General features: G+C 68.1%; 26 protein-coding genes. 16 read left to right on the forward strand and 10 right to left on the reverse strand.

Translation table 11 applies throughout. The annotated features are described in order from the left end of the window. Window positions 1-38: 38 nt before the first annotated feature. Entirely contained in the window at window positions 39-500 is a 462-nt protein-coding gene (locus tag DFR49_RS18065; RefSeq protein WP_119037049.1) for a hypothetical protein, read from the reverse strand. A 157-nt stretch (window positions 501-657) separates the two neighbouring features. On the opposite strand from DFR49_RS18065, the gene DFR49_RS18070 reads away from it, so the two are divergent. The 3 genes from DFR49_RS18070 to DFR49_RS18080 are packed head-to-tail and all read left to right on the forward strand — an operon-like array spanning window position 658 to window position 5,131. Beyond that, window positions 658-1,335 carry a DUF2490 domain-containing protein gene (locus DFR49_RS18070; RefSeq protein WP_170151051.1) on the forward strand — a complete coding sequence of 226 codons (678 nt, stop codon included), beginning with the start codon at window positions 658-660 and terminating at the stop codon, window positions 1,333-1,335. Window positions 1,336-1,377: 42 nt separating this feature from the next. After that, window positions 1,378-3,552 (forward strand): primosomal protein N', encoded by a 2,175-nt coding sequence (locus DFR49_RS18075; protein ID WP_119037051.1) that lies wholly within the window; start codon window positions 1,378-1,380, stop codon window positions 3,550-3,552. Window positions 3,553-3,610: 58 nt separating this feature from the next. Continuing rightward, entirely contained in the window at window positions 3,611-5,131 is a 1,521-nt protein-coding gene (locus tag DFR49_RS18080; protein WP_119037052.1) for a trypsin-like peptidase domain-containing protein, read from the forward strand. Window positions 5,132-5,150: 19 nt separating this feature from the next. Here the strand turns inward: DFR49_RS18080 and DFR49_RS18085 are convergent, their stop codons facing one another. The 7 genes from DFR49_RS18085 to DFR49_RS18115 form a co-directional block, all read right to left on the reverse strand. Continuing rightward, window positions 5,151-6,065 carry a CPBP family intramembrane glutamic endopeptidase gene (locus tag DFR49_RS18085; protein WP_119037053.1) on the reverse strand — a complete coding sequence of 305 codons (915 nt, stop codon included), beginning with the start codon at window positions 6,063-6,065 and terminating at the stop codon, window positions 5,151-5,153. A 181-nt stretch (window positions 6,066-6,246) separates the two neighbouring features. Next, complete coding sequence (locus DFR49_RS18090) at window positions 6,247-6,867, reverse strand: glutathione S-transferase family protein (protein ID WP_119037054.1); 621 nt, start codon at window positions 6,865-6,867, stop codon at window positions 6,247-6,249. A gap of 42 nt (window positions 6,868-6,909) precedes the next feature. Next, window positions 6,910-7,794, reverse strand: a complete 885-nt coding sequence (locus DFR49_RS18095; protein WP_119037055.1) for a dienelactone hydrolase family protein — start codon at window positions 7,792-7,794, stop codon at window positions 6,910-6,912. A gap of 283 nt (window positions 7,795-8,077) precedes the next feature. Continuing rightward, a complete protein-coding gene (locus DFR49_RS18100; protein WP_119037056.1) occupies window positions 8,078-8,752 on the reverse strand; it encodes a DUF1013 domain-containing protein in 675 nt (224 codons plus the stop codon). A 139-nt stretch (window positions 8,753-8,891) separates the two neighbouring features. Next, window positions 8,892-9,509 (reverse strand): glutathione S-transferase family protein, encoded by a 618-nt coding sequence (locus DFR49_RS18105; RefSeq protein ID WP_119037057.1) that lies wholly within the window; start codon window positions 9,507-9,509, stop codon window positions 8,892-8,894. 126 nt (window positions 9,510-9,635) lie between these two features. Then, window positions 9,636-9,923: a GIY-YIG nuclease family protein gene (locus DFR49_RS18110; RefSeq protein WP_119037058.1), complete on the reverse strand. Its 288-nt coding sequence runs from the start codon at window positions 9,921-9,923 to the stop codon at window positions 9,636-9,638. A 70-nt stretch (window positions 9,924-9,993) separates the two neighbouring features. Next, entirely contained in the window at window positions 9,994-10,995 is a 1,002-nt protein-coding gene (locus tag DFR49_RS18115; protein WP_211325930.1) for an NAD(P)H-quinone oxidoreductase, read from the reverse strand. A gap of 70 nt (window positions 10,996-11,065) precedes the next feature. Between DFR49_RS18115 and DFR49_RS18120 the strand changes: the two genes are divergently transcribed. From DFR49_RS18120 to DFR49_RS18145, 6 genes are all read left to right on the forward strand, one after another. Beyond that, window positions 11,066-11,263 (forward strand): DUF1192 domain-containing protein, encoded by a 198-nt coding sequence (locus tag DFR49_RS18120; protein ID WP_119037059.1) that lies wholly within the window; start codon window positions 11,066-11,068, stop codon window positions 11,261-11,263. 136 nt (window positions 11,264-11,399) lie between these two features. Beyond that, complete coding sequence (gene clpA / locus DFR49_RS18125; RefSeq protein WP_119037060.1) at window positions 11,400-13,721, forward strand: ATP-dependent Clp protease ATP-binding subunit ClpA; 2,322 nt, start codon at window positions 11,400-11,402, stop codon at window positions 13,719-13,721. Window positions 13,722-13,870: 149 nt separating this feature from the next. Beyond that, complete coding sequence (locus tag DFR49_RS18130; RefSeq protein WP_245968625.1) at window positions 13,871-15,106, forward strand: hypothetical protein; 1,236 nt, start codon at window positions 13,871-13,873, stop codon at window positions 15,104-15,106. A 66-nt stretch (window positions 15,107-15,172) separates the two neighbouring features. Beyond that, entirely contained in the window at window positions 15,173-16,864 is a 1,692-nt protein-coding gene (locus tag DFR49_RS18135; protein ID WP_245968626.1) for a GGDEF domain-containing protein, read from the forward strand. A gap of 98 nt (window positions 16,865-16,962) precedes the next feature. After that, window positions 16,963-17,166: a hypothetical protein gene (locus tag DFR49_RS18140; RefSeq protein ID WP_119037061.1), complete on the forward strand. Its 204-nt coding sequence runs from the start codon at window positions 16,963-16,965 to the stop codon at window positions 17,164-17,166. 37 nt (window positions 17,167-17,203) lie between these two features. Further along, window positions 17,204-18,892, forward strand: a complete 1,689-nt coding sequence (locus DFR49_RS18145) for an AMP-binding protein (RefSeq protein WP_119037303.1) — start codon at window positions 17,204-17,206, stop codon at window positions 18,890-18,892. Between the two features lie 102 nt (window positions 18,893-18,994). Here DFR49_RS18145 and DFR49_RS18150 read toward each other — a convergent pair whose 3' ends face one another. Next, complete coding sequence (locus DFR49_RS18150; RefSeq protein WP_119037062.1) at window positions 18,995-20,353, reverse strand: NAD-dependent succinate-semialdehyde dehydrogenase; 1,359 nt, start codon at window positions 20,351-20,353, stop codon at window positions 18,995-18,997. Window positions 20,354-20,447: 94 nt separating this feature from the next. Between DFR49_RS18150 and DFR49_RS18155 the strand changes: the two genes are divergently transcribed. The 6 genes from DFR49_RS18155 to DFR49_RS18180 all read left to right on the forward strand — a co-directional run bounded on the left by DFR49_RS18155 (window position 20,448) and on the right by DFR49_RS18180 (window position 24,462). Continuing rightward, on the forward strand, window positions 20,448-20,693 hold the full coding sequence (locus tag DFR49_RS18155; protein WP_119037304.1) for an exodeoxyribonuclease VII small subunit: 246 nt from the start codon (window positions 20,448-20,450) through the stop codon (window positions 20,691-20,693). Between the two features lie 40 nt (window positions 20,694-20,733). Next, the gene (locus DFR49_RS18160; RefSeq protein ID WP_425454966.1) at window positions 20,734-21,600 is read left to right on the forward strand and encodes a polyprenyl synthetase family protein; all 867 of its coding nucleotides are present in this window, start codon (window positions 20,734-20,736) and stop codon (window positions 21,598-21,600) included. Between the two features lie 25 nt (window positions 21,601-21,625). Then, window positions 21,626-22,132 carry a pantetheine-phosphate adenylyltransferase gene (gene coaD, locus DFR49_RS18165; RefSeq protein WP_119037064.1) on the forward strand — a complete coding sequence of 169 codons (507 nt, stop codon included), beginning with the start codon at window positions 21,626-21,628 and terminating at the stop codon, window positions 22,130-22,132. Window positions 22,133-22,207: 75 nt separating this feature from the next. Then, window positions 22,208-22,921, forward strand: coding sequence for a peptidylprolyl isomerase (locus DFR49_RS18170; RefSeq protein ID WP_119037065.1), 714 nt, complete (start codon window positions 22,208-22,210; stop codon window positions 22,919-22,921). Between the two features lie 16 nt (window positions 22,922-22,937). Further along, entirely contained in the window at window positions 22,938-23,972 is a 1,035-nt protein-coding gene (queA, locus tag DFR49_RS18175; RefSeq protein WP_119037066.1) for a tRNA preQ1(34) S-adenosylmethionine ribosyltransferase-isomerase QueA, read from the forward strand. Between the two features lies 1 nt (window position 23,973). After that, window positions 23,974-24,462 carry an EF-hand domain-containing protein gene (locus DFR49_RS18180; RefSeq protein ID WP_170151052.1) on the forward strand — a complete coding sequence of 163 codons (489 nt, stop codon included), beginning with the start codon at window positions 23,974-23,976 and terminating at the stop codon, window positions 24,460-24,462. A 7-nt stretch (window positions 24,463-24,469) separates the two neighbouring features. Here DFR49_RS18180 and DFR49_RS18185 read toward each other — a convergent pair whose 3' ends face one another. Beyond that, a complete protein-coding gene (locus DFR49_RS18185; RefSeq protein ID WP_119037305.1) occupies window positions 24,470-24,796 on the reverse strand; it encodes a cupin domain-containing protein in 327 nt (108 codons plus the stop codon). A 48-nt stretch (window positions 24,797-24,844) separates the two neighbouring features. On the opposite strand from DFR49_RS18185, the gene tgt reads away from it, so the two are divergent. Then, window positions 24,845-25,972, forward strand: a complete 1,128-nt coding sequence (gene tgt / locus DFR49_RS18190) for a tRNA guanosine(34) transglycosylase Tgt (protein ID WP_211325931.1) — start codon at window positions 24,845-24,847, stop codon at window positions 25,970-25,972. Window positions 25,973-25,994 lie beyond the last annotated feature (22 nt).

Raw genomic sequence — 25,994 nt, forward strand, 5'->3', positions numbered from 1 at the left:
ACGCCCAGCATGACAGAATCAAGCCTTGTGCGACAGCCTCAGCCGCGCGCGATCAGCACGCGCACCTGCGGGGTCTGCATCGCCGAGAGCTGGAGCGCGTACCGGCCGGGCGCGAGCCTGAAATCGACGATCTTGTGGATTCCCGAGCAGCGCGGGCCGTGCCCGTGCGCCACCGACGGCAACGGCGTGCCGCTTTGCACCATATCGACCCACGCCCCCTCGCTCAGCGCCACGCGGTAGGTGCCGGCGGTGGCGATTTCGATCGGCACCAGCGCAGCGCGGCCCGGCCGGGAGACCGCCGTTACGGCCAGGCCGCGCACGGTGGCGGGATCGCGCGCCTCGACAAGAAAGGCTTTGCCGATTGCGGGCACGCGCCCGGGCGATCGCCACCCCGCGAACGCCGCCGGCAGCGCGGCGGGCTTGTCGCACGCGAGGACCGGGGCCGAGGCGGGCGCAGCAGCGGCTTGCGCGAGCAGCAGTGGCAACAGCAATGAAAGCATGGTTTTCCCAGTCGCCCGTAACGTCAGCCATTCTACCGCATTCGGGGCACCGTCGATAGGGCCGACGCCGGTTGCAATAAATGTGACCCGATCTTGTCACGCAGATGTCATCGATCTGCATCTAAAGAGCCACATCATTGTCATGAAGGGTCGCCCGATGCGCGCCGTATTGATTGCCGCACCCCTGCTGGTGCTCGCCATGCCGGCCCACGCCCAGACCGATACCGATTCGCAGGTGTGGACGACGGTGGAGGCATCGACCGCGCTCGACGATGGCGTGAAGCTCACGCTCGAATCGATCGCGCGGTTCGGCGACGACGCCGGCGGGCTGTACGAGCTGGAATTCGGCGGTTGGCTGGGCTTCGATGCCGGCGACGGCGTGACGATCTCGACCGGCTATGTCCGCGTGCCCGGTTATGCGCATGGCGACCTCACCAAGATGGAGGACCGCCCGCGCCAGCAGATCAGTTTTCCGCTCGGTGGGTTCGCGGGCGGCAAGCTGTCGGCCCGCGTGCGGCTGGAGGAGCGGCTGCGCCGCGACGGCAACGATGTCGGGCTGAGGCTGCGCCCGCAGATCAAATATACGCTGCCGCTCGGCACCGGCAGCAAGACCGCGCTGGTGCTGAGCCACGAAAGCTTCATCCAGGTAAACGACACCGATTGGGGCCAGGCCAGCGGCTATGCCCGGATGCGCAACGCGATCGGCGTCAAGACCCCGCTCAACAAGGTGGTTTCGGTCGAGTTGGGCTATCTCAACCAATATGATTTCGGCCTCCACGGCGCGCGCGACAAGATGGCGCACGCCGCGACGGTGGCGTTGTCGTTCGGATTCTGACGACGCGGTTCACTCACGCTCGCGACACGCTATGTGAAGGGCATGGTCTCCTCCCGTGCCCGTGTCCTCGTGATGAATGCCGCGCTCGGCCCGCTCGATTATCGCGTGCCGCACGGGATGGAGGTTGAGCCCGGCTCGATCGTCGTCGCGCCGCTCGGCCCGCGCCAGCTCGTCGGCATCGTCTGGGAACCCGAGCGGATGCCGTCGGACGCCGAGGTCGGCGACAATCGGCTGCGCAATCTGGTGAACGTGATGCCCGCGCCGCCGCTCGCCGCGCCCTTGCGGCGGCTGATCGAATGGACCGCGGATTATTATCTTGCCCCTGCCGCCGCGGTGGCGCGGATGACGCTCGCGTCGACCTCGGCGCTCGAAGGCGGGCGCACGATCACCGAATATCGCGCGACGGGCACGCCGCCGACACGCATGACGCCGCAGCGTGCGCAGGCGCTGGAGCGGATCGGCGACCGGCAGGGGCTGATCCGCGAACTCGCGATCGCCGCCGACGTCTCCGACGGGGTGATCCGCGGGCTCGTCAAGGCCGGGGCGATCGAAGCGGTCGAGGTCGATATCGACAGCCCCTTCCCGCTGCCCGACCCAAGCCGCGGCGTGCCGACGCTTTCGCCCGACCAGCACACGGCGGCGCAGGCGCTGATCGCGGCGGTCGAGGCGCGTGATTTCGAGCCCTGGCTGCTCGACGGCGTCACCGGATCGGGCAAGACCGAGGTCTATTTCGAGGCCATCGCCGCCGCCATCGCCGCCGGGCGCCAGAGCCTCGTCCTGCTGCCCGAGATCGCGCTGACCGAGCCGTTCCTCAAGCGTTTCACCCAGCGCTTCGGCTGCGAGCCGGTGGCCTGGCATTCGGGGCTGCGCCAATCGCAGCGTCGCCGCGCGTGGCGGCAGATCGCCGAGGGGCAGGCGCTGGTGACGGTGGGCGCGCGATCGGCCCTGTTCCTGCCCTATGCCAACCTTGGCGTGATCGTCGTCGACGAGGCGCACGAGACCAGTTTCAAGCAGGAGGACGGCGTCCATTACCATGCGCGCGACGTGGCGGTGATGCGCGGGCTGTTCGAGAAATGCCCGGTCGTGCTCGCCTCGGCGACCCCCGCGATCGAGACTCGCCATCAGGTCGAGATCGGGCGCTACAAGGAATTGAAGCTCCCCGGCCGCTACGGCAGCGCCGAAATGCCGGAAATCACGGGCCTCGACCTGATCGCGCACCCACCCGAGCGCGGCCGCTGGATCGCGCCGCCGCTGGTCAACGCGATCGACGAGACGCTGGCGCGCCGCGAACAGGTGCTGCTGTTCCTCAACCGCCGTGGCTATGCGCCGCTGACCTTGTGCCGCACCTGCGGGCACCGCTTCCAATGCCCCAATTGCACCGCCTGGATGGTCGAGCACCGCCTGACGCGGCGGCTTGCCTGCCACCATTGCGGGCATATCGAGCCGGTACCGCGCGCCTGCCCCGAATGCGGCAATGAGGACAGTCTGGTCGCGTGCGGCCCCGGCGTCGAACGGATCGCCGACGAGGTCGCGGCGCTCTGGCCCGACGCCAAAGCGGCGATCGTCACCTCGGACACGATCTGGTCGCCCGCCAAGGCCGCCGAGTTCGTCCACCGCATGGAGGCAGGCGACATCGACATCGTCGTCGGCACGCAACTGGTGACCAAGGGCTATCATTTCCCCAACCTGACATTGGTGGGCGTGATCGACGCCGATCTCGGCCTCGAGGGCGGCGACCTGCGCGCGGCGGAGCGCACCTTCCACCAGATCATGCAGGTATCGGGGCGCGCCGGGCGCGGCGAGAAACCGGGCAAGGTGTTCCTCCAGACGCACGCGCCGGGGGCGGCGGTGATGCAGGCGCTGATCACCGGCGACGCCGACTCCTTCTACGCCGCCGAAACCGAGGCGCGGCGCGAGGCGGGCGCGCCGCCGTTCGGCCGCTATGCCGCGATCGTCGTCAGTTCGGAGGACAAGGACGCCGCGCACGACATCGCGCTGCGGATCGCCCGCACCGCGCCCCGGATCGAGGGGATGCACGTCTACGGCCCCGCCCCCGCGCCGCTGGCGATGCTGCGCGGGCGCCACCGCTTCCGCCTGCTCGTCCACGCGCGGCGCGCGCTCGACGTGCAGGACGTGATCCGCGACTGGCTCGGCGGGCTCGACTGGAAGCCCAAGGTGCGCGTTGCGGTCGATGTCGATCCGTATAGCTTCGTGTGACGCTTGAACGCCACCCGCCGATCGTCGAAGGCGGGCAGCGGCGATAGTGAGGAATCGAATGGCGCGTTTTCTGCTGATCCTGGCGATGGTGGCGGCGTTCGTGCAGCCCGCGCGCGCCGACGACATCTCAGCCGCCGCGCGCGGCGTGGTGCGCGTCGTGACGATCGCGTTCGACGGCGATCAGGTCGGCGATTTCGGCCACGGCAGCGGCTTCGCGATCGCGCCCGACCGGATCGTCACCAACGCGCATGTCGTCGAGCTTGCCGCGCGCGACCCTGCGCATGTCGTGATCGGCATCGTCCCCTCACAGGGCGACAGGACCTTTCGCGGCCGCGTGGTCGCCTATGATCCCGCACGTGACCTTGCCGAGATCGCGTTCGACGGCGCGCGGCTGCCCCCCGTCACGCTCTACAACGGGCCGATGAGCGACGGTGCGCAGGTGGTGGCGCTGGGCTATCCCGGCAATGTCGATCTCGCGACCGCGCAATCGGCGCTCGATTACATCACGCCCCTCTCGCCGGTGCGCTCGCAGGGCGTGTTCTCGGGCGCGCGCAGCCTGGCGGGGGTGCGTGTGCTGCTCCACACCGCCGGCATCGCGCGCGGCAATTCGGGCGGGCCGCTACTCGATCCGTGCGGGCGCGTGATCGGGGTCAATTCGGCGATCACCGGCGGGCAGGACGGCGATTCGAGTTTCGCCTTCGCGATCGCCGACAGCGAGCTTGCCCAATTCCTGCGCGAGGCCGGGCAAGCCTATCAGTCGGTCGGCACGCCGTGCACCAGCATCGAGAACCGCCTCGCCGCCGACGCCGAGGCCGCCGAGCAGGAGCGCGCCGCCGCCGAGGCCGCCAAACGCGCCCATGCCCAGGCCGAAGCGATGAAGCAGGAGCAGGCGCTCGCCGACGCCCGCGCGCGCGAGGAACGGATCGCCGAGAATTTCATGGCGCTCGCCGCCGTGCTGCTGGTCGCGGGCGCGCTCGCGGTGGGCGGCGCCACCTTGCTCACGACGCGCGGCGAGAAGCGGCACGCGACCTGGGCGGGAATCGCGGCCGCCGCTTTCTTCGTCGCGGCGATCGCGGTGTTCTTCAGCCGGCCCGACGGCGCGGTCTCGCTCGCCACCGCCGGGCTCGCCGGCGGCACCTCGGGCGACACTGCGACACCGCCCGCGCCGAGCGGCCGCCTACTCTGCCGCTTCGTGCCCGAGCGCAGCCGCGCGACCGTCTCGAGCACCGAGGATGTGACGATCGACTGGCGCCCCAACGGCTGCGTCAACGGGCGCACCCAATATCTGCCGGCGGGCGGCACGTGGCAGCGCGTGCTGGTGCCCGATACCGAGGACACCGTCTCGGTGCTCGGCTTCGATCCCGCGACCTCGACCTACACCGCCACGCGCTACCTGCTCGATTCGCCCGCGATGGCGGCGGCCCGCACCGCCCGCGGCGAGGAGCCCGCCGCCTGCGCCTCGGGCGACGCGCAGCGGCAGGCGCTGGCATCGCATCAGGCGGCGATCCGCGCGACGCTGCCCGCCCTGCCCAACGAGAAGCTCGTCTATCGCTGCGCGCCGGCGCCGGGCAGTAAATGACGCGGCGCGCGGCCGCGGCTCAGGTCGCGGCGACGGGCTCGACGGATGCGCCCCGCCGCATCCAGAAGGGCGCGACGAAATTGCCCTTGCGATAGGCGATCACGAGCAGCGCCACGCCGAGCGCGGTCGCGAGCACCAGCGCCGGAAGCGACGCTTCCGCGCCGAACGCGCCGCCGGTCAGCAGGTCGGAACCGCTGATGCGCGGAACGAGCAGCCCCTGCGTGTCGAGCCCCGAGATCGCGATGCCGTAAATCCCGCCTTGCGTGAAATTCCATGCCGCGTGGATGCCGACCGCCGCCCATAGACGGCGCGTGACCATGTAGATCGCACCGAGCATGATCCCCGCCTCGAGCGCGATGCAGACCGCAGCGAACCAGCTCGCATTGGGGTTGGCGAGATGCCCCGCCCCGAATAATGCCGCCGAGATCGCGAGCGCAATCCAGCTTCCGAGCCAGCGTTCGATCAGCCGGAAGATCACGCCGCGCATGATGATCTCTTCGCTGAAGCCCGAGATCAGCGCGATCCCGATCACCGGCCACAGCACCTCGGGCCCCCGCGTGCCGACCACGCGGTAGCCGCCGAACAGCGCGATCACGCCGACGATCGCGGAGAAGATCAGGAAACCGATCAGCAGCCCCGCGCCGAGTTCGCGCGCCCAGCCCGAAAGCCCGAACGCGGTCGGCCGCCGGCGCTCGACCAGCCACACGAAGGCGAGATAGGCGCCCGTGAAGATCGCCGCGACGACCGCGCCGAGCACAACCGCCATCGGGCCGTTTCCGTCCGCGCCGGTCGCGCGCAGCACCGTCGACACGATCGTCGCCAGCGCCCCAGCGGCCACCATGAAGGCGAGCCCGATGACGAGCAGCACCAGCGGGAAATGGACGACCTTCCAGACGGTGCTGGACGGCGGTGTGTTCGGTCCTGTCGGCAGCATGGACGGCGTTCCCCTAGGTTCACGTCCGATCCTAGCCGTGCCGGCTCGGGCAGGAAAGCGGTTTGGAATCAGCCCCTCGTGCTCCTGCGAAAGCAGGAGCCCAGTGTCACGAGCGACACGTTCCATACCCTGGGCTCCTGCTTTCGCAGGAGCACGACCTTTCCATGCCAGGGTCCTGACCCTAGGCCGCCTCGTTCGCCAGCGCATCGTCCTTCTCGTTCGCGCGGGCATAGGCGTCGCGCGCCATCAGCCGGCCGACATAGGCGGTGAAGGCATCGCGCTTGGGCAGCGTACCGAACTGGAGCCCCCAGCCGACCTGCGAGCCGACATAGACATCGGCGGCGGAAAAACGGTCACCGGCGATATAATCGTGCCGCGACACCGCTTGTTCGAGCACGTCGACCGCGAGATCGTAGCTGCCATAGCCGAGCATCCGGCTCTGCTCGGGGGTCGCCTCGGCATGGAGCGCCTTGTTGGTCACCGCCTGTTCGACCGGCCCGGCGGCGAAGAACAGCCAGCGATAATAATCGGCGCGGTCGGCGATCGGCGGCGCGAGCCTGGCCTCGGGAAAGGCATCCGCCAGATAGGCGCAGATCGCCGCGCATTCGGTGACGACACGGCCGTGATGGACGATCGCGGGCACCTTGCCCATCGGGTTGATCGCGCGATAGGCGTCGCCCTTCATCGTCGAGGCATACTCCATCACCTGCGTTTCGTAGGGCGCGCCGATTTCCTCGAGCATCCAGCGGACGATCCGCCCGCGCGATTGCGGATTGGTATAGAAGACGAGGTCGCTTGCCATCGGCTCTCTCCCGATTCGATTTCAGAACATAATGAGAACGAATTACGCCGCCGCGTCAAGATAGCGATGCAGAAATTCGATCGTCCGGCCCCAGGCGAGCGCCGCCGCCGCGGCGTCGTAGCGATCGGCCGAGGTATCGTTGTTGAACGCGTGGTTGACGCCCGGATAGGTGTAGGCGCTCACGTCCTTGCCCGCCGCCTTCAACGCCGCGACCCAGGGCTCTCCGGTCGCGGCGACACGCGTGTCGAGCCCGGCATAATGGAACATCAGCGGTGCGGCGACCTTCACCGCCTCGGCCGGATCGGGGGCCGGCCCGTAATAGCTGACCCCCGCCGCCAGCGCTGGGCCGGCGGCGACCGCGACCCGGTTCACCATCGCGCCGCCCCAGCAGAAGCCCACCACGCCGACCTTGCCGCTACCCTCTATCAGACGCAGCTTTTTGACGAGCGCAACCGTATCGGCGGTCAACGCGCCGAGATCGGCGACGCCGATCATGTCGCGCGCCTTGTCCTCGTCGGCGGGCGTTCCGCCCTGATCGCTGAGCAAGTCCGGCGCGACCGCAAAAAAGCCCGCGAGCGCGATCCGGCGCGCGATATCCTCGATATGCGTGGTGAGCCCTCGATTCTCGTGGATCACGATCACCGCGCCGCGATCGCTGGCCTGCCCGGCGACAGGCGCGGCGACATAGGCGCCGAGACGCCTGCTATCATCGACCGCATAGGTCTCGCGATCGACACGGAGCCGGGCATCGTCGGGCTCGACGACCGCCGCCGCGGCAGGCGTGGCCGCGATCCCGGCAATCAGCGCCTCGGCGGCCGCCACCGATCCGGCGAGCGCGACCATCTGCCGGAGCAAGGTCCGGCGATCGCGATGGTCATGGGTGAACGCGTCGTAGATCGCGATCGCGCGCTGACGCAGTTCCGTCATATGCGGCCCTTTCCGAATCGCCTCGCGGCGGTTCGGAAGAACGTACACCGTCCGGCGCCCGGATTGAACGCCGACGCGGCTGTTTGGGAAATCGCGAAAGGGCGATTTCCGTTGCGGCACCGGCCCGCTCCCCCACCCGGCCACCCAGTCAGGATACGCTGTGGAAGGCCGGGTGGGGGAGCGGGCGGAAGCGCCCAAGGTTCCGGCGATGCGCAGCATCGTTGGAATGGCGCTGGAGGGCGGTGCCGCAATGCGCCCAAAGGCGCATTTCCAAACGGGCGCTTCAGCGCTGGAACGGATCGACGAAGCCCTGCGGGGTCGCGGTATCGCCATTGGCGGCGTCTTCGGCCTCGCGCGCGGCCTGTTCGCGCTCGGCGCGCAATTCGCTGATCAGCGCCTCGCGATCGCCCGCGAGCCGGTTGTCGACCGGCGCTTCGAGCCCCGCCGCCTTGCCCGCCTTGATCACCGCCGCATCCAGCTCACGCTGCGAACACAGCCCCAGCGTCACCGGATCCTTGGGGGTGATATTGGCGATGTTCCAATGGCTGCGCTCGCGGATCGCCTGGATCGTCGTCCGCGTGGTGCCGATCAGCACGCCGATCTGCCCATCGGTGATCTCGGGGTGGTTGCGGATGATCCAGGCAATGCCGTCGGGCTTGTCCTGCCGCTTGGAAACGGGGGTGTAGCGCGGCCCCTTGGTGCGGCGCACCTGCTCGGGGCCTTTCGACATCTGGAGGCGGTAATCGGGGTCGGCCTGGCCCTTGTCGATTTCCTCGATCGTCAGTTCATGCGCGCGCACGGGATCGCGCCCCGTCAGCTTGGTCGCGGCGGTATCGTCGGCGATCGCCTGGACCTCGAGGATGTGGAGGCCGCAAAAATCCGCGATCTGCTCGAAGCTGAGCGCGGTATTGTCGACCAGCCACGAAGCGGTCGCGTGCGGCATGAGCGGCTGGGCCACGGTGGAATCCTTCTCAGATACAATAAGGGCCGCCCCTCGCGGAGCGGCCGTGCCAGGCACCCGACTTAATGCGGGCCGCGCGGCGTGGCAAGGTTTTCGCGCATATTCCTCGGCAGCACCCGCTCGAAGCAGGCACCGTTCAATCCCGCATCGGCACGAATTTGGGGAGCGCCCGCACCCGCGCGATCCAGGCGCCGACATGCGGATAGAGCCCGAGATCGAACCCGCCTTCGCCCGCGACATGGGTATAGGCGAACAGCGCGATATCGGCGAGGCTGGCCGCATCCCCGACGAACCAGTCGTGGAGCGAAAGGTGGTCCTCCATCTGCTGGAGCGCCGCTTCGCCTGCCAGCCTTTTGCCGGGGATCATGCTGCGCTGAAGCTCGCTCAACGCGTCGGTGCCCACCATCGTCAGCCAATAGCGCACGGTCGCGACATTGGGTTCGTGATGATATTGCTCGAAGAACATCCAGCGCAGCATATCGGCGCGCCCAAACCGGTCGCCCGGCACCAGCGCCGACCCCTCGCCCAGATAGCAGCACGCCGCGTTGCTTTCAGGCAGGAAGCGCTGCCCGACCTGAAGCACCGGAATCCGCCCGACGGGATTGATGTGTGCCAGAAACTCGGGCGTGCGCGTTTCGCCCTTCATGATATCGTATTCGACGCGCTCCATGCGAATGCCGAGCAGCGCCGCGGTGAGGCGGATCTTGTAGCAATTGCCCGAAACGGGGTCTTCGTGAAGGATCAGCTTGTCCATCGTCGGTCATCCCCGCGAAAGCGGGGACCCATCTCCGACGAGTGCCCGCAGGTCAACGGTTGAGATCGAAGAGTGTGTTTGAGAAATCGCGAAAGAGCGATTTTCGAAGCGCCGAAAGGCGCACTCTCAAACGAGATCGAAGAACAAGTCGCGCCAGTCGGGATTGGCTTTCTCGATCAGGTCGATCTTCCAGGCGCGACGCCACTTCTTGATCGCCTTTTCGCGGGCAATGGCATCCTCGATATGCTCGGCCGGCTCGACATAGACGAGCGTATCGATCCCGTACTCGCGGCAGAATTTGCTGCCCTTGCCGGCTTTGTGCTGCATCATGCGTGCGGCGATGTCGGCCGTCACGCCCGTGTAGAGCGCGCCGTTCTTGCGGTTGGCGAGGATATAGAGGTAGCCGCCGCTCATGTCCGTTCCCTCTCGTGCCAGAGTAGGAGATGGGTCCCCGCTTTCGCGGGGATGACGCAGGCGGCGCGCGTCATTCCATCGTCAGCACGATCTTGCCGACATGGTCGCCCGATTCGAGCCGGCGGTGCGCGTCGGCGGCCTGGGCGAGCGGGAAGGTGGTGTCGATCTCGGGCTTCAGGCGCCCCGCCTCGACGAACGGCCAGACGGTGCGCGCGAGTTCGTCGGTGACCAGCGCCTTGAACACGGCGTCGCGCGGACGCAGCGTCGAGCCGGTGAGCGTCAGCCGGCGGCGCATCACCTCGAACACCGGGATCGTCGCCACAGCACCGCCCTGCACCGCGATCGAGACGTGGCGGCCGTCGTCGGCGAGGCATTGCAGGTTGCGCGGCACGTAATCGCCGCCGACCATGTCGAGCACCGCCGTCACCCCCGCGCCGCCGGTGATCGCCTTCACCTCGGCGACGAAATCCTGCGTCTTGTAGTTGATCGCGTGATCGGCGCCGAGCGCGCGCGCGGCGGCGCATTTCGCGTCCGAACCCGCCGTCACGATGATCGTCAGCCCGAACAGCGCCGCGAGCTTGATCGCCATCGTGCCGATCCCGCTGGTGCCGCCGTGGACGAGGACGGTGTCGCCCTCGGCGACATAGGCGCGCTCGAACAGGTTGGTCCACACGGTGTAGAGCGTCTCGGGGATCGCCGCCGCCTCGACCATCGACAGCGCTTGTGGCACCGGCAGGCATTGCCCCGCGGGCGCGACCGCATATTGCGCATAGCCGCCACCGGCGACGAGCGCGCAGACCCGTTGGCCGAGCAGTGCCCCGTCGACGCCGGCGCCGAGCGCGACGACCTCGCCCGCGATTTCGAGCCCGAGGATCGACGGCGCACCGGGCGGCGGCGGATAGGCGCCCTTGCGCTGGAGCACGTCGGGGCGATTGACCCCGGCGGCGGCGACGCGAATCAGCACGTCGGCCGGGCCGGGGCGCGGCGTGGGGCGCCGGGCGGGCACCAGCACTTCCGGGCCGCCCCCATTCTCAGGGTCGATCGCGATCATCGTTTCGGGCAGCACGGTCATGATATCGGGTCCCCCCTTTCCCGCCGGCGCGTTATTGACATCGCGGCCGTGCCGGTCAACGCTTGGCCGCATGGATTCCGAGGAGAATCTTCCCCTCCGGCGCGACGACCCGCTGACGATGCTGGCGCGTCAGGATCTCGATCCGCTGTCGGTCGCCGAACTCGACGCGCGGATTGCCGCGCTGGAAGCGGAGATCGGGCGGATTCGTCGCCACCGCGACACCGCCGTTAACCATCGCGCAAGCGCCGACGCCTTATTCAAGCGATGAGCGCGAACCGCACCTTCGCGCCGGCGGCGACGCCGACACCGAGGTACGGACGGCTGGCGCTTGATGCGAGGCCCCTCGCTTCCGACATGGGAGCAAAGGGCCGCGCGTGCTGTGGCCCGCAAGGAGTGAACCCCTAATGCCGTCTTTCGCCCCCGCGCTCGAAACCACGCTGCACAAGGCGCTCGAAGCCGCGAGTTCGCGGCGCCACGAATATGCCACGCTCGAACATCTGCTGCTGGCGCTGGTCGACGACGAGCACGCCTCCAAGGTCATGGATGCGTGCAGCGTCGATCTCGGCGACCTCAAGGCCACCGTCACGCATTATCTCGATACCGAGCTTGAAGCGCTCAAGGTCGACCAGGCGACCGATCCCTCGCCCACCAGCGGGTTCCAGCGCGTCGTCCAGCGCGCGATCCTGCACGTCCAGTCGTCGGGCCGCGACGAGGTGACCGGCGCAAACGTGCTCGTGGCCCTGTTCTCCGAGCGTGAGAGCTACGCGGTCTATTTCCTCCAACAGCAGGATATGAGCCGGCTCGACGCGGTCAGCTTCATCAGCCACGGCGTCGGCAAGGGCGGTGCGGCCGCCGAAGCGGCGACCCCCAAGGGCGCCGACGAGGAGAAATCCGCCAAGGCCGACAAGACCAAGAGCGAAAGCGCGCTCAAGCAATTCACGGTCAACCTCAACGAGAAGGCCGAGAACGGCAAGGTCGATCCGCTGATCGGGCGCGGCCCCGAGGTCGATCGCACGATCCAGATCCTGTGCCGCCGCAGCAAGAACAATCCGCTCTATGTGGGCGACCCCGGCGTCGGCAAAACCGCGATCGCCGAAGGGCTGGCGCGCAAGATCGTCGAAGGCGACGTGCCCGACGTGCTCAAGGAAGCGGTGATCTATTCGCTCGACATGGGCGCGCTGCTCGCCGGCACGCGCTATCGCGGCGATTTCGAGGAGCGGCTGAAGGCGGTGGTTTCCGAACTGGAGAAACTGCCCCACGCGGTGCTGTTCATCGACGAAATCCATACGGTGATCGGCGCCGGCGCCACCAGCGGCGGCGCGATGGATGCGTCGAACCTCTTGAAGCCCGCGCTGTCGGGGGGGACGATCCGTTGCATCGGCTCGACCACCTACAAGGAATTCCGCAACCATTTCGAGAAGGACCGCGCGCTGCTGCGCCGGTTCCAGAAGATCGACGTCAACGAGCCGACGATCGAGGACACGATCAAGATCCTCGCGGGGCTGCGCAGCGCGTTCGAGAAGCACCATTCGGTCAAATACACGCCCGACGCGCTCAAGAGCGCGGTCGAATTGTCGGCACGCTACATCAACGACCGCAAGCTGCCCGACAAGGCGATCGACGTGATCGACGAGGTCGGCGCGATGCAAATGCTCGTGGCCCCATCGAAGCGCCGCAAGACGATCACCCCCAAGGAGATCGAGGCCGTGATCGCGACGATGGCGCGCATCCCGCCCAAATCGGTCTCGACCGACGACAAGAAGGCGCTCGAAAGCCTCGAGACCGACCTGAAGCGCGTCGTGTTCGGGCAGAACGAGGCGATCGAGAAGCTCGCCTCGGCGATCAAGCTGAGCCGCGCAGGGCTTCGCGATCCCGACAAGCCGATCGGCAATTACCTGTTCACCGGCCCCACCGGCGTCGGCAAGACCGAGGTGGCGCGCCAGCTCGCGAGCATCATGGGCATCCCGCTCCAGCGCTTCGACATGAGCGAATATATGGAGCGCCATTCGGTCAGCCGGCTGATCGGCGCGCCGCCGGGCTATGTCGGTTACGATCAGGGCGGTTTGCTGACCGACGCGGTCGACCAGAACCCGCATTCGGTGCTGCTGCTCGACGAGATCGAGAAGGCGCACCCGGACCTGTTCAACATCCTGTTGCAGGTGATGGACAACGGCAAATTGACCGATCACCACGGCAAGACGGTCGATTTCCGCAACGTCATCCTGATCATGACGACCAATGCGGGCGCCTCCGACATGGCACGCGAGGCACTGGGCTTCGGCGTGTCGAGCCGCGAGGGTGAGGATGAGGAAGCGGTGAAGAAGATGTTCACCCCCGAATTCCGCAACCGCCTCGATGCGATCGTGCCGTTCAGCTATCTGCCGCCCGAGGTCGTCGCGCGTGTGGTGGACAAATTCATCCTCCAGCTCGAACTCCAGCTCGCCGACCGGCAGGTCCACATCCAGCTCGACGATGCGTCGAAGGCGTGGCTCACCGAGCGCGGCTACGACAAGCTCTACGGCGCGCGCCCGATGAGCCGCCTGATCCAGGAAAAGATCAAACAGCCGCTTGCCGAGGAATTGCTGTTCGGCAAGCTCCTCCACGGCGGCGAGGTCGATGTCACCGTCAAGGACGGCCAGCTCGCGTTCCAGCTCACACCCGCGGCACCCAAGAAGCCGCGCAAGAAGGGCGGCGGCAAGAAAGCCGAGACGATCAAGGCCAAGTAACGGGACGAGCGGGGCGGACGGGTTTCCGCCCCGCACCTACTTGCGTCCTCCGCAACGCGTCGGGCATGACGTCTTCGGCTGTCGCGTTCGTACAATTTCTTGATTCCGTGACGTGATAAGCTCTTGTTTTTGCTCTGGGGAGATCGAGCATGGCACGTCATGGTCGCGCGCTGCTGGTGGGTGGCGCGGTGTTGGGAATCGGCGCGCTCGGGCTCGCGGGGCTGACCGCGCAGCCGCCCGGCGCGACGCCCAAGGCGCGCTATTGGATGGATGTCGCCACGACGAGCGGCTTCATGGGCGGCGGCGGCAACCCGCTCGCGATGCTGCGCGGCAGCGGCGGCAATGCCTCGCATCAACTCACGCTGCGGCTGGGATCGACCGAAGCGGCGACGGGCGCGCCGGCGGCGGATCATTTCATGCCCGCCGATATGAAGCTCGGCGTTTCGGTGCCGCTCGTCACGCCGCAACGGACGAGCGGGGCGAGCGACCGGACGTCCACCGACACACCGGACGATTTCCAGCGACCGAAAGGGCGGCTGCTGCTGTTCTGGGGCTGCGGCGTCCATGCCGGGGCAGGCCAGCCGGTCGTGATCGATTTCTCGAAACTCGCCCAAGGGCAGATGCCGCCGAATCTGTTCTCGTCGAACGTGCCCGTCGAAACCGGGCCGACCGCCGCCTCCAGCCGCACCTTCGGCGAGTGGCCCAACAGCAAGGCCAAGCGCACCACCGTGCCGACGGGCGCATCGCTGATCGGCGACCATCGGGTCGCGGGCAATTACAGCCCCGAGATCAAGTTCGCGCTGACGCAGGATTTCATGCCCGCGCTCCGCGCCTCGTCCGCGCCGGGCGCCGACGGGTCGGTCGCGCTGAACTGGCAGCCGGTCGATGCCGCGACCGGCTATTACGCGTGGATCATCGGCGCGCAGGGCACCGGCGGCGACGGCGGCGACATGGTCTGGTGGACCTCGGCCGGGCGGCAGGAGTTCGGCGCCGGGCTGACCGACTGGATCGCACCGGCGACCGTGCGCCGGTTGATCGGCGAGAAAGTGGTGATGCCCCCCAGCCAGACGAATTGTACGGTGCCCGCCGAGGTCAAGGCCGCGGCCGGCGCGATGATGATGACGCAGCTCTACGCCTACGGCCCAGAGGCCGATTTCTCCTATCCGCCGCGGCCGAAGAACGCGCCCACCGCATGGGCGCCCGACTGGACGGCGCGGGTGCGGTATAAATCAAACACCAGCCTGATGCTGGGTATGCCCGGCATGGGCGCGATGTCGGGCGGCAGCGAGCGCGATGACGGCGCGCGGACGGACGACGCGCCGAAGCAGCAGAAAAAGAAGTGCAAACCCAGCCTGGGCGGGTTCATGAAGGGCAAGATCTGCTGATCGGAACGCTGACGAAACGGATTGTGCATTTACAATCTGTTGGCGATCTTCGGCTAGGGTCGCCGCATGACGGGGGGTCGTCTCTATCGCGCGCTGGCGCTGATGCTGGCGGCGCTGGCGTTCATGTTCGGCGCGGAGCGCGTGCAGGCGCAAGCCGGTAACGTCGGCACCCCGCTCAACGTGTGCGTGGCGCGCGCCGCGCCCGGCATGACCGCGCGCGCGCTGTTCGACGATCCCGCCCGATTCGATTGCACGCGGCGCCAGACCGATTGGGGCGCGGGCGATTTCTGGGTGCTGTCGCAGCCGACCCGGATCGACGCGGGCCGGGCGTTTCAGGTCCGCATCGCGAGCCTGTGGCAGCAACGCATCACGCTCCATGTCCTCTACGCGGACGGCACGATCGCCCGCTTCGCCATCGACGGCCAGGGGGCGACCCGCAACCTCGCGCTCGGCGCGATCATCGCGCAGCGCGTGCCGGCGCGCGCCGATATGTCGGCCGTACGGATGCTCTGGCATGTCGAGGGAGCATCGAACCTGCGCGGAATCGTGGTCGACCCGCGCATCGCGAAGCTCGGGCAGGCGGCGCGATCGAACCTGACGATGGCGGCATTCTATGCCGGATTCGGCGGCATCTGCATCGCGCTGTTCATCTATAACCTCGCGCTGTGGGGCGCCCTGAGGCACCGCTTCCAGCTCGCTTATTGCGCGATGGTCGGCGCGCTTGCGGCCTATGCGTTCTCCTCCTCGGGCGCGCTGGCCTGGACCTTCCCCGATGTCCTCAACAACGATCGGCTGCGGATCAACTATCTGCTGCTCGCCGTCTCCGCCGCCGCCGCGGTCGCCTTCGCGCGCAGCTTTTTCGAGGAGCGCATCTTCACGCCGTGGCTCGCGCGCGCCTGCACCGCGACGATCGTGGCACTGCTCGGCACCGCGGCGCTGTTTGCCGGCCTGGCGCCGTGGCGGATCGCGCTGCTCGACCGGCTCTACGCGCTCGCCTTTCTCGGGCTGCTGGTGCTCACGGTGCCGATCATGTGGCGGGCATGGCGGATGAAGAGCAACTATCTGTGGTTGTTCGCCGTGGCGTGGGCGATGCCGATCGCGTTCGCCGGCGCGCGCCTCGCCAACAACCTCGATCTCGTCGCGTGGCATTTCTGGATCGACAATTCGACGATCGCGTCGATGGCGATCGAGGCGATGCTGTCGAGCGTCGCGATCGCCTATCGCATCCGCCTGCTGAGCCGCGAACGCGACGCCGCGATCCGCCAGGAAGTCGCCGCGCGCGCGCTTGCCGATACCGATCCGCTGACCGGGCTGCTCAACCGCCGGGCCTTCCTGCGCGAGGCGATCGGCCGCACCGGCGACCAGATCCTGCTGCTCGCCGATCTCGACCATTTCAAGCACGTCAACGACACGATCGGGCATGACGGTGGCGACGAGGTGCTGTGCCGCTTCGCGCGCGTGCTGCGCACCTCGGTGCCCGAAGGGGCGCTCGTCGCCCGCATCGGCGGCGAGGAGTTCGCGATCATCGGCGACGCCGGCGCCGGCCTCGCGCCCGAGCAAATCCTCGCGCGGCTCCGCACCGAACGGATGCCGTTCGACCTTACCGTCACCGCCAGCATCGGCGGCAGCGTCGGGCCGCTGCTGACCGAGCCCGACTGGAAGCAGCTCTACCGCGCCGCCGACCGCGCGTTGCTCGACGCCAAATCCGACGGCCGCGATCGCGCGCGCGCCGCCTATTCGATCGCGTTTGCCGCCTGAGCTTGCGGTTCGAAATTCGGCGCCGGCGCGCTCCCCCGCGGGCGCTTGTAGGAGCGGCGGGGATCCTGTATCCTTGCCGGCCACGCGAAGGAGGCTCGATGCGCGCGCGCAGAATCGGATTGGCGGTGATCGTCGCGCTGCTGCTCGTGCTGGGCATGCAGCACGCGCCCGATATCCGGCTGAGCACCAGCGTGCCGTCGGGGCATGACGCCGTTCAGGTGCAGGCTGTGGTCGATCTCGGCACCACGGCCGGCGCGTTGCTGTTCACCTGGACGATCGATCACCTCGAACACGCGCGCTGACGTGCAGTCCGACAGCGGCGTGCCACCCCCCGCACCGATGAACGATCCCGAGCGCGTCTGGCGCACCGCCTATCGCCATCCCGTGCCGTGGGAAACGCATTTCCCTCCGCAGACGATGGTCGAGCTGTTCGATCAGGCATGCGCCGAAGCGGCGGCGCGACCGCTGATCGATTTCCTCGGGCGGGCGTACAACTATGCCGAGACGCTCGACGGCGCCAATCGCGTCGCGAGCGGCTTGAAGGCGCTGGGCTATGGCCCCGGCGACCGGATCGGGCTGTTCCTCCCCAACGTGCCGCATTACGTCGCAGCCTATTACGGCATCCTCAAGCTCGGCGCGACGGTGGTCAATTTCTCGCCGCTCTATACGCCGCAGGAACTGGCGCATCAGGTCGCCGATTCGGGGACGAAGCTGCTGTTCACGCTCTCGGCGACAGCCTTGCTGCCGACCGCGCTCGAAGTGCTCGACAGTTCCGGGCTCGAACGCCTGATCGTCGGGTCGGTCGCAGGCGCGCTGCCGCCGACCAAATCGCTTTTCTATCGCCTGTTCCGCGGCAAGGAGGTCGCCAAACGCCCCGACGACGCGCGCATCACCGCCTTTTCGGCGCTGATCGACAATGACGGCGCTTACGAGGCGCCCGCGATCGACCCCGACCGCACGATCGCGCTGATCCAATATACCGGCGGCACCACGGGGACGCCCAAGGGCGCGATGCTCAGCCACCAGAACCTGTCCGCCAACGCCCGGCAGGTGATGGGGCTCGATCCGCTGCCCGGCACCGAGGACCGGATCGTCGGTGTGCTGCCGCTGTTCCACGTCTTCGCCAATACCTGCGTGCTCAACCGGACGGTCGCGAACCGCGGCTGCATCGTCATGCTGCCGCGCTTCCACGCCGGGCAGGTGCTGAGCACACTCGATCGCACCGCTGCGACCGCGCTGCCCGGCGTGCCGACCATGTATCAGGCGCTGCTCGACGATCCCAGGGTCGGTGCGACCGATTTCGCGCATCTGCGCGTGTGCGTCTCGGGCGGCGCACCGCTGCCGGCCGAACTCAAGGCGAAATTCGAGGCGACGGCCGGCGCGCGGCTGGTCGAGGGATACGGCCTGTCGGAAAGCTCGGGCGTGGTCTCGTGCAATCCGTATGAGGGCGACGGCAAATCGGGCACGATCGGCCAGCCGATCCCCGGCACCCGCGTTCGGCTGGTCGACAAGGACGATCCGCATCGCCCCGCCCCCGAGGGCGAGCCCGGCGAGATCGTCGCCGCCGGCCCGCAGATCATGCGCGGCTATTGGAACCGGCCCGATGCCGATGCCAAGGTGTTCGTCACCGATGCCGAGGGCACGCGCTGGCTGCGCACCGGCGATGTCGGCACGATCGACGAGGATGGTTTCATCCGCATCGTCGATCGCCTCAAAGACATGATCGCGGTCGGCGGCTTCAAGGTATTCCCGAGCCAGATCGAAGCAGTGCTCTACCGGCACCCCGCGGTGAAGGAAGCGCTGGTGATCGGCCTGCCCGACACCTATCGCGGCGAGCATCCGCGCGCCTATGTGACGCTGAACGACGGCGCCACCGAACCCCCCGAGGCGCTCACCGCGTGGCTCAACCCGCAACTGGGCAAGCACGAGCGCGTCGATGAGGTCGTCATCCGCACCGCGCTGCCCAAGACGATGGTCGGCAAATTGAGCCGCAAGGATCTGATCGCCGAGGTGATGGCGGAGAGGTAACTTCGTCACCCCAGCGAAGGCCGGGATCTATCTCTGTCGCGCCCGACGATGACGTTGGCGGCGAGAGACATGGATGCCAGCCTACGCTGGCATGACGGGCGATTACTCCATCACGGCCTTCAAGTTCATGAATTCGTGCAGCCCGTACGGCCCCAGCTCGCGGCCGTGGCCCGAGCGTTTGACGCCGCCGAACGGCGCCGCCGGGGCGCTGGCGAGCATCTGGTTGATCGCGGTCATCCCCGCGTCGATGTCGCGGGCGAAGCGCTCCTTTTCCGCCGCGTCGTTGGTCCACACGCTCGAACCCAGCCCGAAGGGCACCGCGTTCGCCGTCGCGATGGCCTCATCCATGTCGGCGACCTTGAACACCATCGCGACGGGGCCGAACAATTCCTCGTTCGCCACGGGGTCGTCGAGCGGCACGTCGACCAGCACGCCCGCGGACATATAGGCGCCCTTGCCGGGCAATGCCTCGCCGCCGAACAGCAGCCGCGCGCCCGCCCCGGTCAATTCCCGCAACTGGGCGACCACCGTCTGGCGCTGTTCCGCGCTCGACAGCGGCCCCATGTCGGTCGCCGCATCCATCGGATCGCCCGCTTTCACCGCCTTCATGCCCGCGATGAATGTCTCCATGAAGGCATCGTAGACCTCGGCGTGGACGATCATCCGCTTGGCGCAGATGCACGACTGGCCGGTGTTCTGGATGCGTGCCGTCACCGCGGTTGCGGCCGCCTTGGCGATATCGGCCGAGGGCATGACGATGAACGGATCGGAGCCGCCCAGTTCGAGCACGACCTTCTTGAGCGCCTTGCCCGCCGCCGCCGCGACCGCCATGCCCGCGCCCTCGCTGCCCGTCAGCGTCACCGCGACGACGCGATCGTCGGCGATGATGCCCGCCACCTTCGCGCTCGGGATCGCGAGATTCTGGAACAGTCCGGCGGGTGCGCCGGCCTTGAGGATGGTCGCCTCTATCGCCGCCGCGACGCCCTGCACGTTCGAGGCATGTTTGAGCAGCCCGACATTGCCCGCCATGATCGTCGGCGCGACGAAGCGGATGACCTGCCAGTAAGGGAAATTCCACGGCATCACCGCGAGCACCGGCCCCATCGGCAGCCAGCGCGCGGTCGCGGTGCCGCTCGCGGTGTCGAAGCGCCGATCCTCCAGCATCGCCGGCCCGTGCTGGGCATAATGCCGGAAGGCGGTAGCGCATTTCTCGACCTCGGCGATCGCGCTTTTGAGCGTCTTGCCCATTTCGCGCGTGGCGATTTCCGCGAGCGCGTGTTTGTCGGCCTCGAACGCATCGGCGATTCGGCCGAGCAGCGCGGTGCGGGTCTGGTAATCGCTCACCCGCCACTGCGCGAACGCGGCGTGCGCGCGCGCGAGCCGTTGCTCGATCCCGGCATCGGTGAGCGCCTCGTAGGTCGCGATCGTGTCGCCGGTCGCCGGATTGATGCTCGTCAGCATGGAAAGCTTCTCCCTCGAGTCGTCGGTCGCTCAACGCGGCGCGGGTGCGCGCGTATCCTTGACCCTTCTCGTTTCCCTGCCGCATAGCACGATCATGACCGCCGACCGACCGATCGAGGATTTGAGCTTCGAGGAAGCGCTGCACGAACTGGAGGCGATCGTCTCCAGGCTCGAAAGCGGCGAGACGCCGCTGCAAGACGCCATCGACCTCTACGAACGCGGCAACAAGCTGCGCCGCCGCTGCGCCGACCGGCTCGATGCCGCGCAGGCGCGGATCGAGGCGATCCGGCTCGATGCCGAGGGCCGGCCTGTGGGCACCCAGCCCTTCGATGCCGGCTGAGGCCGCGGTGGCCGAGCCGTCGCTCGCGCTCCGATCGGCGATGCTGCGTATCGGCGAGGAGATCGATGCCGCCTTCGAGACGGTGCTCGCCCTTCCCGACGATCCCCGCGCCGGGCTCTATCGCGCGATGCGCCATGCGGCGATCGGCGGCGGCAAGAGATTGCGGCCGTTGCTCGTCACCGCCGTCGCCGGGCTCTACGGCGTCGACCGCGCGGTCGCGGTGCGCGTGGGCCTCGGGATTGAGTGCGTCCACGTCTATTCGCTGATCCACGACGACCTGCCCGCGATGGACGACGACGACGTCCGCCACGGCAAGCCCACCGTCCACAAGGCGTTCGGCGAGGCGACCGCGATCCTGGCCGGCGACAGCCTCCACGCGCTGGCGTTCGAGATCCTCGCCGATCCCGAGACGCACCCCGATCCGTTCGTCCGCGCCGAACTGGTGCTCGCGCTGGCGCGCGCGGCCGGGCCGGGCGGGATGACAGGGGGGCAGGCGATGGACCTCGAGGCCGAACGCACCCGCTTCGATCTGGCGACGGTGACGCGGCTGCAAGCGATGAAGACCGGTGCCTTGATCGGCGCCGCGGTCGACGCGGGGCTGATCCTGGGGCGCGTGCCGCCCGAGGCACGCACGCCCTTGCGCGGCTATGCGCGCGACATCGGGCTCGCCTTCCAGATCGCCGACGACCTGATCGACGCGACCGGCGACGAGGATGTCGCGGGCAAGAAGCTGCGCAAGGACGGCACGCGCGGCAAGGAGACCTTCCTCACCCTGCTCGGGCTCGATCGCGCGCGCGCGCAGGCCGCGATGCTCGTCGATCAGGCGATCGCCCACCTTCGCGGCCACGGCGCCGAAGCCGACGTGCTGCGCGACATCGCCCGCTATGTGCTCGAGCGCGACCGGTGATTTTCCTCGCTGAAAGGGATCAAGCATGACCACGCGTACCGGCGTCTATCCCGGCACTTTCGATCCGATCACGCTCGGCCATATGGATATCATCCGCCGCGGCGCGAAGCTCGTCGATCGCCTCGTCATCGGCGTCACCACCAACCCTTCCAAGAACCCGATGTTCTCGGTCGAGGAGCGGATGGCGATGGTGCGCCGCGAGGTCGAGGGGATCGCGGGCGAGATCCATGTCGTCAGCTTCGATTCGCTGCTGATGGACTTCGCGGAACGCGAGGGCGCGTCGATCATCGTGCGCGGGCTGCGCGCGGTCGCCGACTTCGAATACGAATATCAGATGGCGGGCATGAACCAGGCGCTCAACAACCGGATCGAGACGGTGTTCCTGATGGCCGATGTCGCGCTGCAACCGATCGCGAGCCGGCTGGTCAAGGAGATCGCGATGTTCGGCGGCGATATCCGAAAGTTCGTGACGCCCGCGGTCAAGGACGAGGTGATGGCGCGCGTCGATGCGCTTGGCCGCAAGGGCAGTTGAGCATCCATGTTCAGATTGGCGCAAGCGGGGTTTTGGTCTAAGCGCACCGCCAACCAGAATTCCCGCGGGGTGTGCATGCGTTTCCTCTTCAGCCTGATCGCGCTCGTCGGCGCGCTGTTCGTGCTGCCGGCGACGGCACAGGTGCTCGACGTCAAGGTGCCCGGTCGCGCGCCGGCGGCCTCGCCCACCGATCCCGAGAACATCTGGCTGCTCGATCTGTCGACCGGCGGCCGCGTCAAGATCTGGCTGCGCCCCGATGTCGCGCCCAAGATGGTCGAGCGGATCAAGACGCTGACGCGCCAGCATTTCTATGATGGGCTGACTTTCCATCGCGTGATCGAGGGCTTCATGGCGCAGGCCGGCGACCCCAAGGGCGACGGCACCGGCGGATCGGACCTTCCCGACGTGCCCGCCGAGTTCAACTATCTGCCGCATGTGCGCGGCGCCGTGGCCGCGGCGCGCCAGGGATCGGCCCCCAATGCCGACGACGAAACGCGTATCAAGGCGGAAAATTCGGCCAACAGCCAGTTCTTCATCGTCTTTCAGCCCAAGCTCCAGCTCGACAAGGATTATACGGTGTTCGGCCGGGTGATCGACGGCATGCAATATGTCGATGCGATCCATCGCGGCGAGCCGCCCGCCGATCCGAGCCGCATCCTGCACGCCTATATCGCGGCCGACAATCCGCCCCCGTATCAGCCTGCGCCAGCGGCGGCCCCCGCCGCGACGCCGACGGTGCTGCCGGGAACGCGGCCGGCGAACGCGGCGCCCCAGCCCGCCGGCGAATAAGGGGGCCGCGCCCCCGATGAAGGTCGACCTTTTCGATTTCGAGCTTCCGCCCGAACGCATCGCGCTGCGCCCCGCAACCCCGCGCGATGCGGCGCGGATGCTCGTGCTGGATGGCGCCGGGACACGCGATGCCCGCGTCAGCGATCTGCCGCAGATGTTGCGGCCCGGGGATCTGCTCGTGTTCAACGACACCCGCGTCATCCCCGCCCAGCTCGACGGCAGGCGCGGCGACGCGACCATCGGCGCGACACTCCACAAACGCGAAGGCCCCCGCCGCTGGCGCGCGTTCATCCGTAACGCCAAACGGCTGCGCGAGGGCGATGCGATCGATTTCGGCAACGCCGTGTCGGCGATCGCGAGCGACCGCGCCGAGGACGGCAGTTTCGCGCTGACCTTCGCCGGTGACGACCCCGTCGAGCTGCTGCTCGAGCGCGCCGGGCGGATGCCGCTGCCGCCCTATATCGCCGGCAAGCGCGCCACCGACGCGCGCGACGCCGAGGATTACCAGACGATGTTCGCGCGAGCGGCCGGCGCGGTCGCCGCCCCCACCGCCGCGCTCCATTTCACCCCCGCGCTGATCGAAGCGCTGACCGCGGCGGGGATCGGCCACACCACGCTGACGCTCCATGTCGGCGCGGGCACCTTCCTGCCGGTCAAGACCGACGATACCAACGATCACAGGATGCATGCCGAATGGGGGCGTCTCGATGCGGCGACCGCCGACCGGCTCAACGCCGTGCGCGCGAGCGGAGGCCGCGTCATCGCGATCGGCACGACCAGCCTGCGCGTGATCGAGAGCGCGACGGGCGACGATAATATCATCCGCCCCTTCGAGGGCGACACCGCGATCTTCATCACGCCGGGTTATCGCTTCAAGGGCATCGACGGGCTGATGACCAATTTCCATCTGCCGCGCTCGACGCTGTTCATGCTGGTCTCGGCGCTGATGGGGCGCGAGCGGATGCAGGCGGCCTATGCGCATGCCATCGAAAGCGGCTATCGGTTCTACAGTTATGGGGATGCCTCGCTGCTGCTCCCCGAAAGGAGCTGACATGCGTTTGCTGCTCGCGCTGCCGCTGCTTGCTTTTGCGCTTCCCGCCGCCGCCCAGACCGCGCCCCAGGCGGCCGATGTTCCCTATGTCACCCCGCTGGGCCAGCCGCCGATTTCGACGATGGTGGTCGAGCCGGTGGCGATGATGCTGGCGGCGTGCGACGCCGACGGCGACGCCCGCGTCACCCGCGACGAGGCGCGCGCGTGCCTCGCCAGAAGCTTCGCGAGCACCGACACGGCGGGCGCGGGCTCGCTCGGCTATATCGCCTATTCGGACTGGGCGGAGCGCTATCTCGGCGATCGCAACGCGCTGCCGAGCCCGTTCGAGACCGACATCGACCACGACAACCGCATCACGCTCGCCGAAATGACCGCCAAGATCGACACGATCTTCGACCGCCTCGACCGCGACCGCGACGGCATTCTCGTGCGCGCCGAGTTGCTGACGATCCGGCCGGGCGGCTTCGATCGCCAGCGCAAACGCCGCTGACCTGCGCTCAGCCGAGGTGGAGCGCGAGCCACACGGCGGGCGGGACGCTGCTCGTAAGCGTCACCCAATGCGGCGTGCCCGCGGCGATGAAGACGTGATCGCCCGGCCCAAGCGATAATTCGGGGCCGTCGCCAAGCCGGAGCCGCGCCTCACCGCCAAGCAGGAGCACCCATTCGTCGGCATCCTGCACCATCGGCGCGGCGGCGGGCGTCGTCTGGCCTGCCGACACGATCCGTTCGAGTCGCATGCCGGGGCGCGACAGCAGGTCCGTGAACACCTCGCCCGCCGCCGCATGGGGCAGCGGGGCAAGCAGGTTGGCGGGCGCGTCGTCCATGCGCGCACCGTTGCGCGCGCCGGGGTTCCACGGCAAGAGCGCGGCACCATGCCTCGTTTCGATTTCGCCATCCACGCCACCGACGGCGCCGCGCGCACCGGCGCCATCACGATGGAGCGGGGGGTGATCCGCACCCCCGCCTTCATGCCCGTCGGCACCGCCGCCACCGTCAAGGCGATGAAGCCCGCCGATGTCCACGCCGCGGGCGCCGACATCATCCTTGGCAACACCTATCATCTGATGCTGCGCCCCGGTGCCGAGCGCGTCCATCGGCTGGGGGGGCTGCACGATTTCATGGGCTGGGATCGTCCGATCCTGACCGACAGCGGCGGCTATCAGGTGATGAGCCTCGCCGATCTCACCAAGCGTTCCGAAGACGGCGTCGCGTTCAAATCGCACCTCGATGGGTCGCGACACCTGCTCAGCCCCGAACGCTCGATCGAGATCCAGCGGCTGCTCGGGTCGAACATCGTCATGGCGTTCGACGAGCTCGTCCCCACCACCGCGACGCGCGAGGTGCAGGCAGCGGCGATGGAGCGATCGATGCGTTGGGCCAAGCGCAGCCGCGCGGCATTCGATTCGGGCGAGGATCATGCCGCCCACAATGCGATCTTCGGCATCCAGCAGGGCGCGCTCGACGAGGGGCTGCGCAAGGCCTCCGCCGACGCGCTGACCGACATTGGTTTCGACGGCTATGCGGTGGGCGGGCTCGCGGTCGGCGAGGGGCAGGAAGCGATGTTCGCCTGCCTCGACTATGCGCCGCAGCAGCTTCCCGCCGACAAGCCCCGCTATCTGATGGGGGTTGGCAAGCCCGACGATATCGTCGGCGCGGTCGAGCGCGGGATCGACATGTTCGATTGCGTGCTCCCCACAAGGTCGGGCCGCACCGGACAGGCGTTCACGCGCGGCGGGCCGATCAATATCCGCAACGCGCGTTTCGGCGAGGATACCGGCCCGCTCGACCCGACATGCGCCTGCCCCGTCTGCGCCGGATGGAGCCGTGCCTATCTCCACCACCTCGTTCGCGCCGGGGAGATTCTGGGCGCGATGTTGATGACCGAGCACAATATCTGGTTCTACGAGGCGCTGATGGCCGATCTGCGCGCCGCGATCGCCGATGGACGACTGACAACCTTTGCCCTCGATTTCCGGGCACGCTATCATGCCGGCGCGTGACCGGACCATGACGATGCGAAAG

Source organism: Hephaestia caeni (assembly GCF_003550065.1).
GTDB lineage: Bacteria > Pseudomonadota > Alphaproteobacteria > Sphingomonadales > Sphingomonadaceae > Sphingomonas > Sphingomonas caeni_A.

Coding starts and splice junctions, on each gene's coding strand:
- DFR49_RS18065 (WP_119037049.1), bottom strand. CDS start 500: ATGCTTTCATTGCTGTTGCCACTGCTGCTCGCGCAAGCCGCTGCTGCG.
- DFR49_RS18070 (WP_170151051.1), top strand. CDS start 658: ATGCGCGCCGTATTGATTGCCGCACCCCTGCTGGTGCTCGCCATGCCG.
- DFR49_RS18075 (WP_119037051.1), top strand. CDS start 1,378: ATGGTCTCCTCCCGTGCCCGTGTCCTCGTGATGAATGCCGCGCTCGGC.
- DFR49_RS18080 (WP_119037052.1), top strand. CDS start 3,611: ATGGCGCGTTTTCTGCTGATCCTGGCGATGGTGGCGGCGTTCGTGCAG.
- DFR49_RS18085 (WP_119037053.1), bottom strand. CDS start 6,065: ATGCTGCCGACAGGACCGAACACACCGCCGTCCAGCACCGTCTGGAAG.
- DFR49_RS18090 (WP_119037054.1), bottom strand. CDS start 6,867: ATGGCAAGCGACCTCGTCTTCTATACCAATCCGCAATCGCGCGGGCGG.
- DFR49_RS18095 (WP_119037055.1), bottom strand. CDS start 7,794: ATGACGGAACTGCGTCAGCGCGCGATCGCGATCTACGACGCGTTCACC.
- DFR49_RS18105 (WP_119037057.1), bottom strand. CDS start 9,509: ATGGACAAGCTGATCCTTCACGAAGACCCCGTTTCGGGCAATTGCTAC.
- DFR49_RS18110 (WP_119037058.1), bottom strand. CDS start 9,923: ATGAGCGGCGGCTACCTCTATATCCTCGCCAACCGCAAGAACGGCGCG.
- DFR49_RS18115 (WP_211325930.1), bottom strand. CDS start 10,995: ATGACCGTGCTGCCCGAAACGATGATCGCGATCGACCCTGAGAATGGG.
- DFR49_RS18120 (WP_119037059.1), top strand. CDS start 11,066: ATGGATTCCGAGGAGAATCTTCCCCTCCGGCGCGACGACCCGCTGACG.
- clpA (WP_119037060.1), top strand. CDS start 11,400: ATGCCGTCTTTCGCCCCCGCGCTCGAAACCACGCTGCACAAGGCGCTC.
- DFR49_RS18130 (WP_245968625.1), top strand. CDS start 13,871: ATGGCACGTCATGGTCGCGCGCTGCTGGTGGGTGGCGCGGTGTTGGGA.
- DFR49_RS18135 (WP_245968626.1), top strand. CDS start 15,173: ATGACGGGGGGTCGTCTCTATCGCGCGCTGGCGCTGATGCTGGCGGCG.
- DFR49_RS18140 (WP_119037061.1), top strand. CDS start 16,963: ATGCGCGCGCGCAGAATCGGATTGGCGGTGATCGTCGCGCTGCTGCTC.
- DFR49_RS18145 (WP_119037303.1), top strand. CDS start 17,204: ATGAACGATCCCGAGCGCGTCTGGCGCACCGCCTATCGCCATCCCGTG.
- DFR49_RS18150 (WP_119037062.1), bottom strand. CDS start 20,353: ATGCTGACGAGCATCAATCCGGCGACCGGCGACACGATCGCGACCTAC.
- DFR49_RS18155 (WP_119037304.1), top strand. CDS start 20,448: ATGACCGCCGACCGACCGATCGAGGATTTGAGCTTCGAGGAAGCGCTG.
- DFR49_RS18160 (WP_425454966.1), top strand. CDS start 20,734: ATGCTGCGTATCGGCGAGGAGATCGATGCCGCCTTCGAGACGGTGCTC.
- coaD (WP_119037064.1), top strand. CDS start 21,626: ATGACCACGCGTACCGGCGTCTATCCCGGCACTTTCGATCCGATCACG.
- DFR49_RS18170 (WP_119037065.1), top strand. CDS start 22,208: ATGCGTTTCCTCTTCAGCCTGATCGCGCTCGTCGGCGCGCTGTTCGTG.
- queA (WP_119037066.1), top strand. CDS start 22,938: ATGAAGGTCGACCTTTTCGATTTCGAGCTTCCGCCCGAACGCATCGCG.
- DFR49_RS18180 (WP_170151052.1), top strand. CDS start 23,974: ATGCGTTTGCTGCTCGCGCTGCCGCTGCTTGCTTTTGCGCTTCCCGCC.
- DFR49_RS18185 (WP_119037305.1), bottom strand. CDS start 24,796: ATGGACGACGCGCCCGCCAACCTGCTTGCCCCGCTGCCCCATGCGGCG.
- tgt (WP_211325931.1), top strand. CDS start 24,845: ATGCCTCGTTTCGATTTCGCCATCCACGCCACCGACGGCGCCGCGCGC.